The sequence below is a fragment of the Flagellimonas alginilytica genome (genome assembly GCF_042134605.1).
Classification (GTDB): Bacteria; Bacteroidota; Bacteroidia; order Flavobacteriales; family Flavobacteriaceae; genus Flagellimonas; species Flagellimonas alginolytica.
In genome coordinates, this window is record NZ_CP169638.1 from 2330182 (window position 1) to 2348041 (window position 17860).

The 17860-nt window shown below is 41.6% G+C and carries 18 protein-coding genes; 6 read left to right on the forward strand and 12 right to left on the reverse strand.

Features of this window, described 5'->3' with window-relative positions; translation table 11 throughout:
• Both ABTP35_RS10290 and ABTP35_RS10295 read right to left on the reverse strand, forming a co-directional pair.
• The gene (locus ABTP35_RS10290; protein ID WP_293296563.1) at nucleotides 1–492 is read right to left on the reverse strand and encodes a dihydrofolate reductase; all 492 of its coding nucleotides are present in this window, start codon (nucleotides 490–492) and stop codon (nucleotides 1–3) included.
• Nucleotides 489–881 (reverse strand): 2TM domain-containing protein, encoded by a 393-nt coding sequence (locus ABTP35_RS10295; RefSeq protein ID WP_293296561.1) that lies wholly within the window; start codon nucleotides 879–881, stop codon nucleotides 489–491. Before ABTP35_RS10295 ends, ABTP35_RS10290 begins: the two co-directional genes overlap by 4 nt.
• A gap of 54 nt (nucleotides 882–935) precedes the next feature.
• Here ABTP35_RS10295 and ABTP35_RS10300 point away from each other — a divergent pair, with 54 nt between their 5' ends.
• Both ABTP35_RS10300 and ABTP35_RS10305 read left to right on the forward strand, forming a co-directional pair.
• Nucleotides 936–2021: an aminotransferase class V-fold PLP-dependent enzyme gene (locus ABTP35_RS10300; RefSeq protein ID WP_293296559.1), complete on the forward strand. Its 1086-nt coding sequence runs from the start codon at nucleotides 936–938 to the stop codon at nucleotides 2019–2021.
• A 149-nt stretch (nucleotides 2022–2170) separates the two neighbouring features.
• A complete protein-coding gene (locus tag ABTP35_RS10305) occupies nucleotides 2171–2467 on the forward strand; it encodes an isoamylase early set domain-containing protein (RefSeq protein WP_224835381.1) in 297 nt (98 codons plus the stop codon).
• A gap of 154 nt (nucleotides 2468–2621) precedes the next feature.
• Here ABTP35_RS10305 and ABTP35_RS10310 read toward each other — a convergent pair whose 3' ends face one another.
• The 8 genes from ABTP35_RS10310 to ABTP35_RS10345 all read right to left on the reverse strand — a co-directional run bounded on the left by ABTP35_RS10310 (nucleotide 2622) and on the right by ABTP35_RS10345 (nucleotide 9112).
• Nucleotides 2622–3044 (reverse strand): Dabb family protein, encoded by a 423-nt coding sequence (locus tag ABTP35_RS10310; protein ID WP_293296557.1) that lies wholly within the window; start codon nucleotides 3042–3044, stop codon nucleotides 2622–2624.
• Between the two features lie 266 nt (nucleotides 3045–3310).
• The gene (locus ABTP35_RS10315; protein WP_293296555.1) at nucleotides 3311–3946 is read right to left on the reverse strand and encodes a chloramphenicol acetyltransferase; all 636 of its coding nucleotides are present in this window, start codon (nucleotides 3944–3946) and stop codon (nucleotides 3311–3313) included.
• 11 nt (nucleotides 3947–3957) lie between these two features.
• Entirely contained in the window at nucleotides 3958–4782 is an 825-nt protein-coding gene (locus ABTP35_RS10320) for a thymidylate synthase (protein ID WP_224835378.1), read from the reverse strand.
• Nucleotides 4783–4983: 201 nt separating this feature from the next.
• Entirely contained in the window at nucleotides 4984–5196 is a 213-nt protein-coding gene (locus tag ABTP35_RS10325; RefSeq protein ID WP_293299072.1) for a four helix bundle protein, read from the reverse strand.
• Entirely contained in the window at nucleotides 5197–6657 is a 1461-nt protein-coding gene (locus tag ABTP35_RS10330) for a nucleoside transporter C-terminal domain-containing protein (RefSeq protein ID WP_293296552.1), read from the reverse strand.
• 7 nt (nucleotides 6658–6664) lie between these two features.
• A complete protein-coding gene (locus tag ABTP35_RS10335; RefSeq protein WP_224835376.1) occupies nucleotides 6665–7294 on the reverse strand; it encodes a bifunctional nuclease family protein in 630 nt (209 codons plus the stop codon).
• An 89-nt stretch (nucleotides 7295–7383) separates the two neighbouring features.
• Nucleotides 7384–8352 (reverse strand): electron transfer flavoprotein subunit alpha/FixB family protein, encoded by a 969-nt coding sequence (locus ABTP35_RS10340; protein WP_293296550.1) that lies wholly within the window; start codon nucleotides 8350–8352, stop codon nucleotides 7384–7386.
• Between the two features lie 13 nt (nucleotides 8353–8365).
• Entirely contained in the window at nucleotides 8366–9112 is a 747-nt protein-coding gene (locus ABTP35_RS10345; RefSeq protein WP_293296548.1) for an electron transfer flavoprotein subunit beta/FixA family protein, read from the reverse strand.
• A 167-nt stretch (nucleotides 9113–9279) separates the two neighbouring features.
• Here ABTP35_RS10345 and ABTP35_RS10350 point away from each other — a divergent pair, with 167 nt between their 5' ends.
• From ABTP35_RS10350 to ABTP35_RS10365, 4 genes are all read left to right on the forward strand, one after another.
• On the forward strand, nucleotides 9280–10260 hold the full coding sequence (locus ABTP35_RS10350) for a pyruvate dehydrogenase complex E1 component subunit beta (protein ID WP_375334192.1): 981 nt from the start codon (nucleotides 9280–9282) through the stop codon (nucleotides 10258–10260).
• A gap of 157 nt (nucleotides 10261–10417) precedes the next feature.
• The gene (locus tag ABTP35_RS10355; RefSeq protein ID WP_293296546.1) at nucleotides 10418–12913 is read left to right on the forward strand and encodes a DUF5686 family protein; all 2496 of its coding nucleotides are present in this window, start codon (nucleotides 10418–10420) and stop codon (nucleotides 12911–12913) included.
• A 76-nt stretch (nucleotides 12914–12989) separates the two neighbouring features.
• On the forward strand, nucleotides 12990–13517 hold the full coding sequence (locus ABTP35_RS10360) for an inorganic diphosphatase (RefSeq protein WP_224835371.1): 528 nt from the start codon (nucleotides 12990–12992) through the stop codon (nucleotides 13515–13517).
• A 116-nt stretch (nucleotides 13518–13633) separates the two neighbouring features.
• Nucleotides 13634–16036, forward strand: coding sequence for a sodium-translocating pyrophosphatase (locus tag ABTP35_RS10365; protein ID WP_293296544.1), 2403 nt, complete (start codon nucleotides 13634–13636; stop codon nucleotides 16034–16036).
• A gap of 181 nt (nucleotides 16037–16217) precedes the next feature.
• Here the strand turns inward: ABTP35_RS10365 and ABTP35_RS10370 are convergent, their stop codons facing one another.
• Both ABTP35_RS10370 and ABTP35_RS10375 read right to left on the reverse strand, forming a co-directional pair.
• Nucleotides 16218–16937 carry an energy transducer TonB gene (locus ABTP35_RS10370; RefSeq protein WP_293296542.1) on the reverse strand — a complete coding sequence of 240 codons (720 nt, stop codon included), beginning with the start codon at nucleotides 16935–16937 and terminating at the stop codon, nucleotides 16218–16220.
• Nucleotides 16938–17168: 231 nt separating this feature from the next.
• Nucleotides 17169–17786 carry a deoxynucleoside kinase gene (locus ABTP35_RS10375; RefSeq protein WP_224835368.1) on the reverse strand — a complete coding sequence of 206 codons (618 nt, stop codon included), beginning with the start codon at nucleotides 17784–17786 and terminating at the stop codon, nucleotides 17169–17171.
• Nucleotides 17787–17860: the final 74 nt, after the last annotated feature.

The following is a 17860-nucleotide window of genomic DNA, read 5'->3' on the forward strand; positions in this document are numbered from 1 at the left end:
CTATTTTCTACGGTAGGTCATATAAGTAAAATCATATTGGTGCCTGTCGTCCTTTGGGTGGTATTCTTCCTTTACGAGCTCCCATTGGTCCTCATTTATTTCAGGAAAAAAAGCATCCGCTTCAAACTTGCCGTGCACCCGTGTCAATTCAATATCCGTGGCAATGGTCATGCACTGCTTGTAAATTTTTCCGCCACCAATTATAAAAGCGGTCTCGTTATCATCTACTAAATCGATTGCTTCGCTAATGGAATGTACCACGGTACATGGGAATTTTGGCACGTAGTCCTCGTCCCGGGTAATGGCAATGTGCGTTCGGTTGGGCAAAGGCTTGGGGAAGCTCTCCAAGGTTTTTCGCCCCATAATGATCTTGTGTCCGGAAGTCAAGGCTTTAAATCGCTTAAAATCATCGGGCAAATGCCAAACTAGATCGTTGTCCTTGCCCAAAGCATTGTTTTCTGCGGCCGCAGCAATGATGATCAATTTTTTCACTGATCTTTTTTTTTATTGATTTTGGAAAGGGGAAAATCGGTTTCTATTTCCTTTTGAAGTTCGCTTATTCGTTTTTTCTGAAGCTCCACCAACCGTTCACGTTGGGATCGCTCCCAATCCTGCCCCATAAATTTATGTGTTACAAACACCTTAAAAGTGTGCATGGAGACCAAAAAGGTCCATATACAGATCAGCCAAATGGACCAATCGTAGGCAATACCATATTTTAAAACTTTGTTGGCAATGATCAAGAAAATACTGCCGATCAGAAATATGACCATATGGGAGTACAACCTCTTCTTCTGTTTTATACGTTTTTGGGCATTTTCCAGAAGTTGGTGCTGTTCCAAATCTATTTCAGGCTTTTTCTTTTTACCAAATGACAACATGGAATGGCTATCTTTATGGACAAAGATAATTGAATTGTTTCCAAAAATCCCGACATGCAAAAGCTAAGAAAAAAATTTCCAGTACTCAACCAGTGCATATATGCAAATACCGCAGCGACCGGTTTATTGAATGAGGATTTAATGGAATGGCGACAAGGACACGACCTTGATTACTTGATCGGGGGCAGTGAGATGAAAATGAACGGGTTTCTGCATATGCCTGAAATCAAGAGAACTGTGGGCAAATTTTTTAGTTGCCGACCAGAAAACGTGGCCTTGGTGCCCAATTTTAGTTTAGGGATCAATCTTTTGTTGGAAGGGCTCCCCAAGAACAAAAACATATTGCTTGTTAACAATGATTACCCTAGTCTTAATTGGCCTTTTGAGACGCGAAATTTTAAGAGAACGTATGTGGATGCCGATGAAAATTTGGAAGAAAATATCCGCGGGCAGCTTAGAAAAGGGGGATTTGATGTATTGGCATTGAGTTTGGTGCAATGGCTCAATGGACTCCAAATAAATATGGAATTTTTAAAAGACCTAAAAAAAGAGTTCCCCGACCTTGTTATTATTGCAGATGGTACGCAGTACTGTGGAACACAACCCTTCGATTTTGAAGCTTCGGGTATCGATATTTTGGGGGCAAGCGCTTACAAATGGCTTTTGGCCGGGTATGGCAATGGCTTCTTTTTGGTCAAGGATACGATAAAAGATCATTTCGAACTAAACGGTATCGGAAACGGGTCGGTGGATAACGATGCATCCAAACGAAATAATATCGGGTTTTGTAAGCATTTGGAACCGGGTCATCTGGATTCCCTCAACTTTGGAAGCTTGGAATTTGCGATCAAGTTTCTGGATGAAATAGGTTTGGACAATATTCAATCTCAGGTAAAAAAGTTGTCCCACCGGGCCCTCACAGTTTTTAACGAATTGAATTTGTTGGAAGATAAGATTGTAAATCGGGAGCAACACAGTACCATTTTCAATATTAGGGGCGGAGACGAACTCTTCCATAAGCTTACCAAGGAAAATATTGTGGCATCGCCCAGGGGAGGTGGTATTCGACTGAGCTTCCATTTTTACAATACCGTGGAAGAGGTGGATAAGATTGCCGCACTATTAAAACAATGGACGTAAGAATGTTTAATGATAAAAATCTACAGACATATTTATCAAAAGTAATCCTATTGTTAGGTAGATTTTATCAATTTGATAAATCGGTTCTAACTTATTGTAAATAAGTAGTTTTATGTATTGTTTTGTGCTTTAAATTAAACAACATTACCATGGCAATTAAAAAACAATACCTTAAGAGCAAGCCAGTTTGCAAAGTTACTTTTACAGTTCCTGCGGACGAGGCAAAAACAGTTGCTGTAGTTGGGGACTTTAACAAATGGAACCCTAAAAAAAGTACTTTAAAAAAATTGAAGAACGGCACTTTTAAAGGAACGTTTGATCTACCTGTCGAAAACAGCTACGAGTTTAGATATTTAATAGACGGAAATTACACCAACGATGCCGAAGCTGATCGTTTTCAATGGAACGATTATGCAGGTGCCGAGAATGCGGTATTGGAGATTTAATCAAAAAACTGTTTGCCATCAGTAGTGTTGAAATTACTGATGGCGATTTTCTAAATTGCTACCTATTTTTTCCCTAATCTGCAATAGGGCTTCATAAACTTTTGGTATAATTTGATGGGGTGCGGAAAGGGGTTCGGCTGAACGAGCCCAAAAATTACTTGGCCCAATAGTCCACTACCAAAACATCTGCAATATGCGGGCCGGCAATGTTTCCAAAGGCCACGTGGTCGGGGTGGGTAAGGTAAATGTCACGATCGTCTTCGTTGTCAAATGTCAGTAAAAAACAGTGGGTTAGGTCTTTGTTCAAGCTCTCCGGGCTGTTGTTCATTCCCCATTCATAACCTTTTATTACATCTATTTTGGATGGCAGGGCATTAAAGGCCTCCTCCACTAGGTTGATGTCCTCTGCGCTCGAAGACTCCTTAAATTTGAACAAAACTACATGGCGTAACTTAGGAGCTTCGGTCTCGGTATTTTCTTCCACGGTCTTGTTCTGCTTTTCCGTTTCTTCCTTTCTAGGTTCTTCACCGCAGCTGGCAAATAGCAGTGCGGTAAAAAGAGTGATGATGGGTTTCATGAAATATCGTTTTTTTGATGAATTGACTCAAATGTACGATTTTGCAGAGATTAATATTGTTTCTGCTTCCACTACATTTTTTTTGTCATCCCTAAACTCGATACATGTACTCATAAGTTCAATTGCCCATTTTGATGGGAGTGGGGCAGGTTAGCAAAAACCTGGATGGATTTAAGTCTAGGGAATACTTTGTGGATTAAACGAACCATATTTTGGCATTGGCCATTGTGTTGTGATACAGAAATATTTGGAAAAACAGATCTTGATTACTCGTTCAAAAGCTCTTGGAATTTTTCTAGGAATTGGCCAATATGGTAGCCGTCCACCAAAGCATGGTGTACATGAATTGAAACAGGCATAGTTTTAACGTCATTTACCTCTGTTACCTTTCCAAATGATATTTTGGGGCAACTATCCGGATGGGAATAACTCCGAGCGTGGGATAGGCTGGTAAAATCTATCCATGGAATAGCTGAAAAGTGGATAACATTCTCATGCAGGGCGGGTATTAGAGTGGTGGAATTCTTTACTTTTTCTATTACCGCCAAAGCCTCTTTTTGGAACATATGTTCATCTTCAAAATACTCCATATAGGAGAATCCAAAAGTGCCATTGGGGCGGTTAATGGTGGGGGAGGCAAATATCTTTTCGTACAAATAGACATTATGGTCTATGATCCTGTACCGCAAGTTTTCTATCTGGTTTGCTGCTTTTAGCGCACGATACAGATAGTAAAGAAAAAAAGAGGAATTTTTTGATTTGGCAGTTTTGTACGCATGGGTGCAATCTACTTTGGCCGTTATACCGTAAAAGGGCTCCTCAAATTTTGAAAAAAACCGAAAATGTTCCCTTCTGTCCCAATTTTCAATATCAACCTGTATTTTGTCCTCATTTTGCCGCATTGCAACTTATTTTATACCGCGACCACTCCCTTAATATGTGGGTGTGGATCGTAATTGGATAACTCAAAATCCTCGAAACTAAAAGAGAAAATATCTTTTACTTCAGGGTTTAGCTTCATGGTCGGCAAGGGGCGTGGATCTCGTGTCAATTGCAATTCCACTTGCTCCATGTGGTTGTTATAAATATGGGCATCGCCAAAAGTGTGGATAAATTCACCCGGTTGGTAGCCACAAACTTGTGCCATCATTAAAGTGAAAAGGGCATAGGAAGCGATATTGAACGGTACTCCCAAAAATATATCCGCGCTTCTTTGGTACAATTGGCAAGATAGTTTGCCATCTGCCACATAAAATTGGAAGAAGGCATGGCAGGGTGGAAGAGCTGCCTTTCCGTTGGCTACATTTTCCGAAAATGAGACCGATGTGTCTGGTAAAACGCTGGGATTCCATGCGGAAACCAACATTCTGCGGCTGTTGGGGTTATTTTTTAAGGATTCCACTACTTCTTTGATCTGATCGATTTCCTCGTTGTTCCAATTGCGCCATTGGTGTCCATAAACAGGGCCCAGATCTCCATTTTCGTCAGCCCACTCGTTCCATATACGCACACCGTTGTCTTGCAGATATTGGATATTGGTGTCGCCGTTTAAAAACCACAGTAATTCGTGGACTATGGATTTTAAGTGTAACTTTTTGGTCGTTACCATAGGGAATCCTTCAGCGAGGTCAAATCGCATTTGATATCCAAAAACGCTCAAGGTACCTGTTCCTGTCCGGTCTCCTTTTTGGTTTCCGTTTTCCAATACATGTTTAAGAAGGTCGTGGTATTGTTTCATGCTGTTGTTTCGTTAACAAATGTCGCTTCGAGCAGGGGGAATGAGGGTAAATCCAAAACATTTCGACTACGCTCGATACGACAAAAAATCAATCTATCGAAATTAATTCAATAAGTGTGTTTTGGGAACTAAAATTAGCAAGACTTATGAAAACTTTATTAACTATAAGGGGTGTAAGATAAAGGATGTTTGGTTGAAGGGTTAATGGTTTGCCCGGTTGTATTTTATCAAGGATGCAATTCCCTGTTGTAGTTTTTGAATGTTTTTAATGATGAGCTTTGCTGAATTTGAAGAAATAAAATTTAAATCTTCGCATAGAATAATATGTGATTCCAGTTCGTATACAGAGCCTAAACTGACTTGTAGCAAGCGAACAAAATCTTTCTGTGAATATTTTGCACATCCTTCAGCAATTTACCCTAAAATCATCCCAGCAATGGTGGCAGATAACAAGGAAGCTAGTGAACCTCCCAAAACAGCCTTCATGCCAAATGAGGAGAGTACCTTGCGTTGGCCCGGTGCCAAAGACCCGATACCTCCAATTTGAATACCGATGGAGGCAAAATTGGCGAAACCACAGAGCATGTAGGTAGCCATGATCACCGATTTGTTATAGGTAAAGTGAACGCCGCTGGCTACATTTTTAAGGTCTGCCAATTGAATATAGCCGACAAACTCGCTTGCGGCCAATTTTATCCCTAGCAATTGTCCCATGAGCATTATGTCCTCATTGGCGACACCAATTAACCACATGAGCGGGGCAAAAATGGTTCCAAGGATAGCTTCGAGGGAGAAATTTTCGTAGGGAGAGTTCGCAGATATCCAATGGTTCAGGGTGGTCAAGTCACCGATCCATCCCAAAATACCATTGATCATGGCAATAAAGGCAACAAAAACCAATAACATGGCACCAACGTTCAAGGCCAATTTTAATCCTTCTGTGGTTCCGTTGGCAATGGCATCCAAAAAATTGGCCCCTATTTTTTTTGCCGATACCTTAACATCGGTGTTGACTTCCTCTGTTTGTGGGTACAATATTTTTGAAATAACAATTGCTCCCGGGGCGGCCATTACCGATGCCGCCAATAGGTGTTTTGCAAAAACCAAACGGAGTTCGGGATCATCGCCTCCCAAAAAGCCGATGTATGCTGCCAATACAGCACCAGCTACCGTCGCCATACCACCGATCATAACCAACAGAATTTCGGACTTGTTCATTTTTTCCAAATAGGCTTTGATCAGCAAAGGAGCTTCTGTTTGGCCCAAAAAAATGTTGCCGGCCACAGAAAGGCTCTCCGCTCCGGATATGCCAAGAGATTTGGAAAGCAACCATGCCATCCACTTAACAACAACCTGGATAACCCCTAAATAGTATAGCACCGATGTGAGTGCCGAAAAGAAAATAATGGTCGGCAATACTTGGAATGCAAAGATGTACCCGAAAGTATCCATATCCACAACAAGACCTTCAAATAAAAATTGGCTACCTGCCCTTGTAAAATCTAAAATGCTCACAAAAACACCGCCCACTTTTTCAAAAATATATTGTACAAATGGTACTTTAAGCACCCCGATGGCGATCAGTACTTGTAGTGAAAGTCCAATGCCCACGGTTTTCCAATTGATAGCTTTTCTGTTCGAACTGAACAAAAAAGATATTAAGATCAGTACTGCCATGCCCAAGGCTCCACGCAGTAGGGTGGAAAGTGAAAAACCCTGATTAGGGATTATATCAGAAGCTTGTTCTTGAGCGATATTTTCCGTAATGGTTGATCCAATCGCAATATTTAGTGAATCTGCGGGGATGGAACTTTGGCCGAAAGCGACCGAACAAACGAGTAAAAGTATGAGTAAACTTTGGGTCCTTTTCGCCATGTAAGTTTTATTTGCGCTTGGAAATTTCATCCCTTAATTTGGCCGCTTTCTCGTAGTCTTCACTGGCCACTGCTTTTTCCAATTCTTGATGAAGTTCCTGGAGGGACATCTCTCGGTATCCGTGGGTGTCGGAGCCCGATTCTATTTCGACAGCTTCACCTTCTTGGAGTATTTCATCTACCATAATACTATCATTCTCATCTTCGTCCTTTTCCTTTGATGAAAATTTCAGGAAAATGCCTGCCTTGTCCAATATGGTTTTGTAGGTAAATATCGGAGCATTGAACCTAAGTGCCAATGCAATGGCATCGCTGGTTCGAGCATCTATAATTTCCTCTTCTTCATCCCTTTCGCAAATTAGGCTGGAATAAAAAACACCATCTACCAATTTATGTATGATCACTTGTTTTACCACGATCTTAAATCTGTCGGCAAAATTCTTGAACAGATCGTGTGTCAAGGGGCGCGGCGGTTTTATTTCTTTTTCCAATGCAATTGCAATGGACTGCGCTTCAAAAGCACCTATAACGATGGGAAGTTTTCTGTCTCCATCCTCTTCATTCAAAATAAGGGCGTATGCGCCATTTTGTGTTTGGCTATAGGAAATCCCCTTTATTTTTAATCGTACTAAACTCATATATCTCCTCCTAAAGCAAAAGGGCCGTTCAAATAAGTGGCAATGCCAGTTATCTGAACAGCCCCTTGCAATGGGCAAATTAACAAAATTTAAGCGTTTTGGGCTTTAAATTCTTTTAATTTTTCTATCAGCTGGGGCACTACCTCGAAGGCATCGCCCACGACTCCGTAATCCGCGGCCTTAAAGAATGGTGCTTCGGGGTCGTTATTGATTACCACTTTTACTTTGGAAGCGTTGATTCCTGCCAAATGTTGTATGGCCCCGGAAATACCGATCGCGATGTAGAGATTGCTTGCAACTGGCTTTCCTGTTTGGCCTACGTGCTCGCTGTGTGGGCGCCATCCCATATCTGAAACCGGCTTGGAGCATGCTGTTGCCGCGCCCAAAACATCCGCTAGTTCTTCTACCATGCCCCAGTTTTCTGGTCCTTTTAGGCCACGTCCACCGGAAACTACGATATCGGCATCGGCAATTGTTGCTTTGCCGACCACTCTGTCCACTTCCACAGATTTTACATTAAAGCTCCCATCTCCCAAATTGGCGGAGAATTCTTCCACCGAGGCCGGAACGTTGTTTTCCACAATTCCGAAGGCATTGCTGGATACGCCAATAATCTTGGTTTCTGCCGAAATCTCGGTCATGGCAAATCCTTTATTGCTGAATGCCGTTCGTTTTACTACAAAAGGTGATGTGCTCTCAGGAGCGGCTACGACATTGGGAACGTACCCTGCACTAAGTTTAGCGGTAAGGATCGGTGCTAAAAATTTAGTATCTGCACTGGAGCTCAATATAATTACCTTGGCATCTTCTGCTTTGGCCGCTTGTGCCAAAACTTCTGCGTATGCCTTGGCATTAAATGTGGACAGGCTTTCATCGGAAATTTTTAAAACTTTGGAAACTCCATAATTGCCCAAAGATGCATCTTCTTCGGCATTAAAGGATACAGCAGTAACTGTTGTGCCTAGATCTTGGGCCACTTTATGTGCGTAAGAGGCCACTTCAAAGGCATTTTTTTTGAATTTTCCCTTTAGGGATTCTGTATATACTAGTACTGACATAATTTTTTCTTGTTTAGATAACTTTTGCTTCGTTGTGCAGTAGCTCGACCAATTCGCCGATATTTTCGGCATCTACCAATTTTACAGGTCCCTTGGCTGCTGGTTTTTCAAACTTTTGATCTTGTGTGTGCTGTGCGGCATCAATAGGTTCTACTACGTTCAAAGTTTTTTTACGGGCCATCATAATACCTCTCATATTGGGAATGCGAAGGTCACTTTCCTCTACCAAACCTTTTTGTCCTGCGATGACCAACGGAAGACTGGTGCTTATTTTTTCTTTACCACCATCGATTTCGCGAACTGCTGTGGCATTGTTTCCGTCAATTTCTAGGCCTATACACGTGTTAACGAAGTTCATGTCCAATAGTGTGGCGAGGATACCAGGTACCATACCACCGTTGTAGTCGATAGATTCTCTACCGGCAATAACAAGGTCGTACGAACCATTTTTAACCACTTCGGCCAACTGTTGGGCCACAAAAAAGCCGTCTGTTGGTTCTGCATTTATTCTAATCGCCTCATCGGCGCCAATGGCCAAGGCCTTACGAATGGTAGGCTCGGTTTGAGCTCCACCTACATTTACCACATGTACGGTGGCACCTTGTTTTTCCTTGAACCACATGGCTCGGGTCAATCCAAACTCATCATTGGGATTAATAACAAATTGAACCCCGTTTGTGTCAAACTTGGTATCGCCTTCCGTAAAATTGATTTTGGAAGTGGTATCCGGCACGTTGCTTATGCAAACTAAAATCTTCATATGTACTTAAGGTTTGTGTGTTCAAATATAATTATAAAATTATAAATTTATTATGCATGCATAATAAATTTTGTTCTTTTTTTGGATTTTGGTCAAGCAAATTTCGGGTAGTTTTTCCTATTTTTGCTTGCGTTTTTAAGCAGACTATAAATATTTAGTACGATTTAATGAAAACATTACAGTTTAGGGAGGCAGTAGCCGAGGCTATGTCCGAAGAAATGCGAAGAGATGATACCATTTACCTAATGGGCGAGGAGGTAGCCGAATATAATGGGGCTTACAAGGCTTCCAAAGGTATGTTGGATGAGTTCGGGCCAGAACGTGTGATCGACACCCCGATTTCCGAGTTGGGATTTGCCGGTATCGGCGTGGGTTCCGCTATGAACGGAAACAGACCTATCATTGAATTTATGACGTTCAATTTCTCATTGGTAGGAATTGATCAAATTATAAACAACGCTGCCAAGATTCGTCAGATGTCAGGTGGTCAGTTTAATTGCCCTATCGTATTTAGAGGGCCTACCGCCTCTGCAGGACAGTTGGCCGCGACACACTCCCAGGCTTTCGAAAGCTGGTACGCCAACACTCCTGGGCTAAAAGTTGTTGTTCCTTCGAATCCGGCGGACGCCAAGGGACTGTTGAAATCTGCCATTCGAGATGACGACCCTGTGATTTTTATGGAATCGGAACAAATGTATGGGGATAAAGGCGAAGTCCCAGAAGGTGAGTATACCATACCTTTGAGGGTTGCCGATATTAAAAGGGAAGGTACCGATGTAACCATTGTTTCCTTTGGAAAAATCATTAAAGAAGCATACAAGGCTGCCGATGAGTTGGAAAAAGAAGGTATTTCTTGTGAGATAATCGATTTGAGAACCGTACGTCCCATGGACCACGAGACCATCTTGACCTCGGTTAAGAAAACCAATAGAATGGTAATTTTGGAAGAGGCATGGCCATTCGGGAACGTAGCAACCGAGATTATCTATCACGTTCAGGACAAGGCATTCGATTATTTGGATGCCCCGATCGTAAAATTGAACACAGCTGACACCCCTGCGCCATACTCACCAGTGCTTTTGGCAGAATGGTTGCCAAATCACGAAGATGTGATAAAGGCTGTTAAGAAAGTGTTATACAAGCTTTAGAGTTAAAATTGTAAAGTATATTAGCCCCGTCAACATTGTTGATGGGGTTATTTTTTAGGGAACATTTTTTGATTAGAAATTACTTTAAACCAAATTTGACCTTATTAATTATGGGAATCGCTCGTAATTGGTTTCCATATGGCCCTTATATCTACCTATGAAAAGATACTTTTCCTATTTTTTACTTCTTTTTTGTTTTGGTGCATCCGCACAGTCCAAAATTGAAGGTGTGGTAACCGATGAAGAAGGGATGCCCATTGCCTTTGCAAACATAATTTTTGTGGATTCATCAGAAGGAACCATTACCAACGATAATGGTCGTTTTTATTTGGAATCCGATGAAACGCACGAGGCTATAAAAGTATCGTTTATCGGTTACGAGACCGTTGAGATTTCCTTGGGGCAAAAGGTGAGTTATGGTATGGAAATCGTTTTAAAGGAATCGGCGGAGCAACTTCAGGAAGTGGTTATCTATACAGGGAAGCAATCCAAAAAAAATAATCCTGCCATTGATATTTTGCGAAAAATTTGGTCCAAAAAGCGCGAAAATGGCGTCCGTAAATTTGAACAATATCAATACGATAAATACGAAAAAATCGAGTTTGATCTTAATACCATCGATAGTGCTTTGATCAAAAGCAAACTTTTTAAAGGATTGGAATTTATGTTCGAGGATTTGGATACTTCTCGAATTACGGGCAAAACCTATTTGCCCATGTTCCTGAACGAAAGTTTTTCCAAGGTTTATGGAGATAATGCGATGGAAAGGGAAAAGGAAGATGTACTTGGAAACAAAAATTCAGGATTTAGTGGGAACCAGGCTATTACAGCATTTGTGGAAGATCTTTATTCCGACTACGACATCTACGATAATTACCTTAAATTTTTCGATAAAAGCTTTACAAGTCCTTTATCCAAAACTGGGATAGATGTGTATAATTACGTGCTTTCGGACAGTACCTATATCGACAACAAATGGTGCTACAACATAATTTATTATCCAAGAAGAAAGAACGAGCTTACATTTAAAGGGGACTTTTGGGTAAACGACACCACCTTTGCCATAAAAAAGATTAATATGCAGGTCACCAAAAGTGCCAATATTAACTGGGTAAAGGAAATTTATATTGAGCAGGAGTTCGATGTGGTCAATGATTCTGTCTTTTTGTTGAAGCGTGACTATATGCTAAGTGATTTTAGTTTCTCCAAAAAAGAGGAATCCAGAGGTGTGTACGGAAAGCGTACCACTGTTTTTGATAATTACACATTTAATAATCCGAGACCTGAGGAATTTTACAAAGCAGTTGCCGACCCTTACGATCCAAGGGTTTTCTCTCAGGACAGTATCTTTTGGAAAAACGCCCGTTTGGAAAGTTTGAACGAGGATGAATCGGGCATTTTTAAGTTACTGGATACTTTAAAGACCGTTCCAAAGTTCCGTACCTATTACGACATTGTAAGTATTTTAGGTTCTGGATATGTCGAAATAGATAAGTGGAACCTCGACATCGGAGATATATATTCCACATTTGGTTATAACGATGCGGAAGGAATCCGTTTGCGCGCAGGGGCCAGGACATATTTTGGTCAGAACGATCTATGGCGATTGGAGGGCTATATGGCCTATGGTTTTAATGATAAAAAGGTAAAACATGGATTCTCGGGTAAATTTTTGCTCGATCGTAAAAATAGATTGATCATATCGGGAGGAAATCGACGCGATATAGAACAATTGGGATTGAGCCTTACCAGTACCAACGATGTGATGGGAAGGAGCATTGCATCTTCTTCTTTGGTGACTGTTGGCTCCAACGATCGTTTGACCAATATTAACCTTTCAACGCTGAACGTGGAAATGGAACCGGTCAAAAATTTTAGGATAAATGTGGGAGGGTCGTTCCGTACCTTAAGCTCCGCATTGCCCGATGCCTTTAGTCTGGACTACGTGGATGCAGGTTCTCCTTCAGGTATTGCGTCGGAAATAAAACAGTTCGATCTGAACACCACACTGATCTATACTCCGGGCAAGCGCACCATTGGTTACGGCGTTGAACGCTCCAATATTAATGATGACTACAGCACATTTATATTGCAGTACACCAAAGGTGTGGATGGCTTTTTGGAAAGTGATTTTGATTATGAGAAAATTCAATTCTCCTATAGACAACCATGGCAATTGGGAGGATTTGGTAGGTTGACGAGTAGTGTGGAACTTGGAAAAACATTTGGAACGGTGCCATTAGGTTTGCTGAGTGTGGTTCCGGGCAACCAAACATTGTTTTCTTTATACAATGTTTTTCCCAATCTGGATTTTTATGAGTTTGTTACGGATACCTATGCCACCGTACATTTGGAACATAATTTTAATGGTCGGATTTTTTCGCGGATTCCGTTGTTGCGAAAACTGAATCTAAGGGAAATTATTGGTGTTCGAGGAGCGTGGGGTCAGTTGTCCGAAGAAAATATAGCTCTGAGCGCCCCTACAAATATTCCGCTTATGGCCCCCGAAGATCAAATCTATTGGGAATACTCACTTGGTGTGGGCAACATTTTCAAAATATTGCGGATCGACTTTAATTTTCGTGGAAACTATCTCGAAAATCCAGATGCCAGGGCGTTTGGGATAACAGGAACCTTCGGATTTAATTTTTAATTAATACGAAACCGCCAATTTATGCCCACTATTCCAGTTATACTGGTTATTTTTGCACAATAAATTTATTGCTGACATGTCTAAAAAACCACGTATTACCTTTGATGTACTGGTAGAAATTCCCAAAGGTAGCAGAAACAAGTACGAATACGACTTTACCTTGAACAAGATTCGGTTTGACCGAACCTTATTTTCTTCGATGATGTATCCCGGTGATTACGGATTTATTCCCGAAACCTTGGCCCTGGATGGAGACCCTTTGGATGTATTGGTACTTTGTACCGAACCCACCTACCCCATGGTAGTGGTAGAAGTTAAGCCGGTAGGTGTATTCCACATGACCGATGAAAAAGGTCCCGATGAAAAAATAATTTGTGTTCCGGTATCCGACCCAATTTGGAGCAAAAGAGACGATATCAGTGAATTGAACCCTCACAGATTAAAAGAAATCGAGCACTTTTTCCAGGTATATAAAGATTTGGAAGAGAAAAAAGTAGATACCGGGGGTTGGGGAGATGTCAACGAAGCGGTCAAAATCTATCATGAGTGCGTGCAGCGCTATGAAGAAAGTGATCATAAAAAGAGACGGGCCTATACTATATAGAATACATAACAAAAACTTTTAAAAAATGCGCTTTTAATAATTAAAGGCGCATTTTTTTTATTACTTCGTATTTCATTACATTAGCTTCCATTAAAAATCACTAAATAACTCAATCTATGGATTTAATCGTGAAATTTTTGCCCGTATTCGGTATTCTGGGCCTTTTGTACGTCTTTATTAAAAACGTATGGATCTCCAAACAAGAGGTGGGGGATGCCAAAATGGCAAGAATAGCCAAAAATATTGCCGATGGAGCAATGTCCTTCTTAAAAGCGGAATATAAAATATTGAGCATCTTCGTTATTGCAGTAGCTGTTTTGCTGTTCTTTAAAGGAAGTAATGAGACAGGTTCAAATGGAATGGTCGCAGTATCCTTTATAGTAGGGGCCATTTGTTCCGCCCTTGCTGGTTTTATCGGTATGAAGGTGGCTACAAAGGCAAATGTTAGAACTACCAATGCGGCAAGAACCTCGCTGGGCAAGGCCCTGGAAGTGGCATTTGCAGGAGGGGCCGTAATGGGGTTGGGTGTTGTAGGCCTCGGTGTTCTCGGTTTAAGTGGATTATTTATGATATACAGCGGTCAAGGCTGGGAAATAGGAGAAGTGCTCAATGTACTTTCCGGTTTCTCCTTGGGAGCATCTTCCATTGCACTTTTTGCCCGTGTTGGTGGAGGTATTTACACCAAAGCTGCCGATGTAGGTGCTGATTTGGTAGGTAAAGTAGAAGCGGGTATTCCCGAGGACCACCCATTGAACCCTGCCACCATTGCAGATAACGTGGGTGATAATGTAGGCGATGTTGCCGGTATGGGAGCCGATTTGTTTGAATCTTATGTGGGTTCCATAATAGGTACAATGGTATTAGGTGCGGTTTTTGCCGGTATCCCTGAGTTTCAAAATGCTTTTGATGGACTTGGAGCAGTGTATTTACCATTGGCTTTAGCAGCCGTGGGTATTATCATGTCTATAATCGGAACCTTTTTTGTAAGGGTCAAAGATGGTGGAAACCCACAAACAGCATTAAACGTTGGCGAGTTTGGTTCAGCAGGTTTGATGCTGATAGCGTCCTATTTCATTATTAATGCCATGCTGCCGGAATCTTGGGTAGAAGGAGGAAAAGAATACTCGGCCATGGGTGTTTTCTGGGCCACAATTGCTGGACTTGTAGCGGGATTGTTGGTTGGAAAAGTAACCGAATATTACACAGGAACGGGTACAAAGCCTGTAAACTCTATCGTGCGTCAGTCCGATACAGGTTCGGCCACAAATATTATAGCCGGGCTTGGAGTGGGAATGATGTCCACCGCAATACCGATTATCTTGATCGCGGCAGCGATTTTGGTTTCCCATTATTTTGCAGGACTGTACGGAATTGCCATTGCAGCGGTCGGTATGTTGGCCAATACGGGTATTCAACTAGCTGTAGATGCTTATGGACCAATCTCCGATAATGCCGGGGGTATTGCGGAAATGGCAGAACTGCCGAGCGAGGTGCGAGAAAGAACAGATAAATTAGATGCTGTTGGGAACACTACGGCTGCCATTGGTAAAGGTTTTGCCATTGCCTCTGCGGCTTTGACAGCTTTGGCACTTTTTGCCGCCTTTATGAAAACTGCGGGAGTAGAATCAATAGACGTTTCTCAACCCGATATTATGGCAGGTTTGTTGATCGGAGGCATGCTTCCGTTTGTATTCTCCGCACTCTCCATGAATGCCGTAGGTAGAGCGGCAATGTCCATGATAGAAGAAGTGCGTCGACAGTTTAAGGATATTCCGGAATTGAAAGCAGCATTGGAGATTATGCGCAAGCACGATGCGGATTTATCAAAAGCAAGCAAGGAAGATATGGAAATTTTTGAAGCAGCGGACGGGAAAGCCGAATATGAAAAATGTGTGGCCATATCCACACAAGCTTCCATTAAAGAAATGGTGTTCCCAGGATTGTTGGCAATAGCCGTACCCGTTGCCATCGGATTTATTGGTGGCGCGGAAATGTTGGGAGGTTTATTGGCCGGTGTAACCACGGCCGGTGTACTTATGGCAATTTTCCAATCCAATGCCGGAGGTGCATGGGACAACGCCAAGAAGACCATCGAGAGCGAAGGTCGTAAAGGTAGTGATGCCCATAAGGCAGCGGTGGTCGGAGATACGGTAGGGGACCCGTTCAAGGATACCTCTGGACCGTCATTGAACATTTTGTTAAAGTTAATGTCGGTAGTGGCATTGGTAATTGCGCCAAGTCTGGTAAGTCTTGCCCCTGCAGATGAGGTGAGTATGTTGAAAGAAGATGGCACAACAATTACCATTACCGAAGAGGGAATGAAAGAAACCAAAGAGGTGGAAAAACAAATTCGTATAGAGGTGAGCAACACAGAAGACGGTACTTTTAAGGCCGTTGTCACCTCCACATCTTCTGTAAATGGAGAAGAATCTGTAGAAACCAAAGAATTTATGGCAGAGACCAAAGAAGAATTGGAAAAAAAGATACAAGCCTATAAGAGTGCCGAGGCAAAGGATTAGCTCTTGCTTTAAGTAAAGCTGAAAAACCACGCCCCATGGCGTGGTTTTTTATTTTTTATGGGATAAGGAAATCTCGATCAGTTTTTCAGTCCTCATTTTAAAAATGATACTTCTAACCATTTGTCATTTTAGAACCGTTGATAGGAAGCCTTGGAGATCTCATGGATATCAATAAATGTTTCTATTTGTTCAACTTAAAGGTAATCGGAATGGAATAAGGAACTTTTACCGGTGTCCCTCTTTGTTTTCCAGGTGTCAAGGCGGGTAATTTAGATATAATTCTGGCAGCCTCTTTCTCCAAACTCTCATGTGGCCCCCTGAGCCTAATGTCTCCTATGCTTCCATCCTTTTGAACGGTGAATACAACGCTAACCCGACCTTCGAGACCTAATTCTTGTGCAATTTCAGGGTACCGGAAGTTTTTTCGGATATGCTTTAACATCTGTTCTTGAAAGCATAGCCTTTTTTTCGCTTCATCCTTTTCGTTTTCACAACCGGGGAATATCGGGGCATTCTCAATAAGGATAAAAGGAATTTCGTCCGGGATGTCGTCTTCGGCAACTTCAATGCTTTCAACTTCTGCTATTTTGGTATCCTGATCTATATCGTTCGATTCTATAAAGGTTTCCTCTACCTTTTCATCATCCTCGGCAACCACAATTTTTGGAGGAGTCTGTATTTTTGGTTGAGGTGGGTCCGGTAGTTTTATTTTAAGGATGGTCGCATCCTCGTCCAGACTTTCCTGAACTGTGAGTTGACCAATTTCCCAAGCATTGTTTTTGTGGTACGTTTTCCATTCCAAGGCCAAATAGGTCATAAAGAGTATCAAGGTCATTCCTACAAAAAAGTAGAGCATGCTGTTTCGTTTTACCTCCATTTGAGGGTTCTTTTTCGGTTCCATAATTTTCAAGTTTTAAACCTTTTAAAAAGGTGTAGTTAATAGCTATGGGACAATCCCGAGCTTAAACTACTTTAAACTTGGGTCGATATAAACCAACAATGAGCAAGAAGGGCATTTGGTTGAGGGAAATGACCTTATAAGGTGAGAATAAAATAATTGAATATGTGGCATGGGGAAACTTAGCTAAATGCTAGGTCGTTAAGAATCCCCAAAAACCAAATAAAATGAATGCTACTCGAACAACCCGTGGATTTCGCCATCTATACGATTGATAACTTCGCCCAAGTCTTCGGGATTGTCTACAAAATCCAAATGGTCCACATCAAAAATGAGCAATTTGCCCTTTTTGTAGGTGTTCACCCAGGCCTCATAGCGCTCATTCAATCGACTTAGGTAATCAATCGAAATTGAGTTTTCGTAATCGCGCCCACGTTTATGGATTTGGTTCACCAAATTGGGGATGGAGCTTCGCAAATAGATCATAAGGTCCGGTGGCTGTACCAATGTTTCCATGAGTTCGAATAAACCTTTATAGTTTTCAAAATCACGATTGGTCATAAGGCCCATGGCGTGCAAGTTAGGGGCAAAAATATGGGCATCTTCATAAATGGTCCTATCCTGTATTACATTTTTGCCGCTCTCCCTAATTTTAAGGATTTGGCGATATCGACTGTTAAGGAAATATATCTGCAAATTAAAGCTCCAACGCTCCATCTGATTGTAAAAATCATCGAGGTAGGGATTGTCCACCACATCTTCAAAATGAGCTTCCCATTTATAATGTTTGGATAAAAGATTGGTCAGGGTGGTTTTCCCTGCGCCTATATTCCCAGCTACAGCAATATGCATATGTCAGTGTTTATTGATGATGTACTTTGTGCCACTTGGAGCGCAATATACAAAGTTAATAGGCGTCTTTGAAA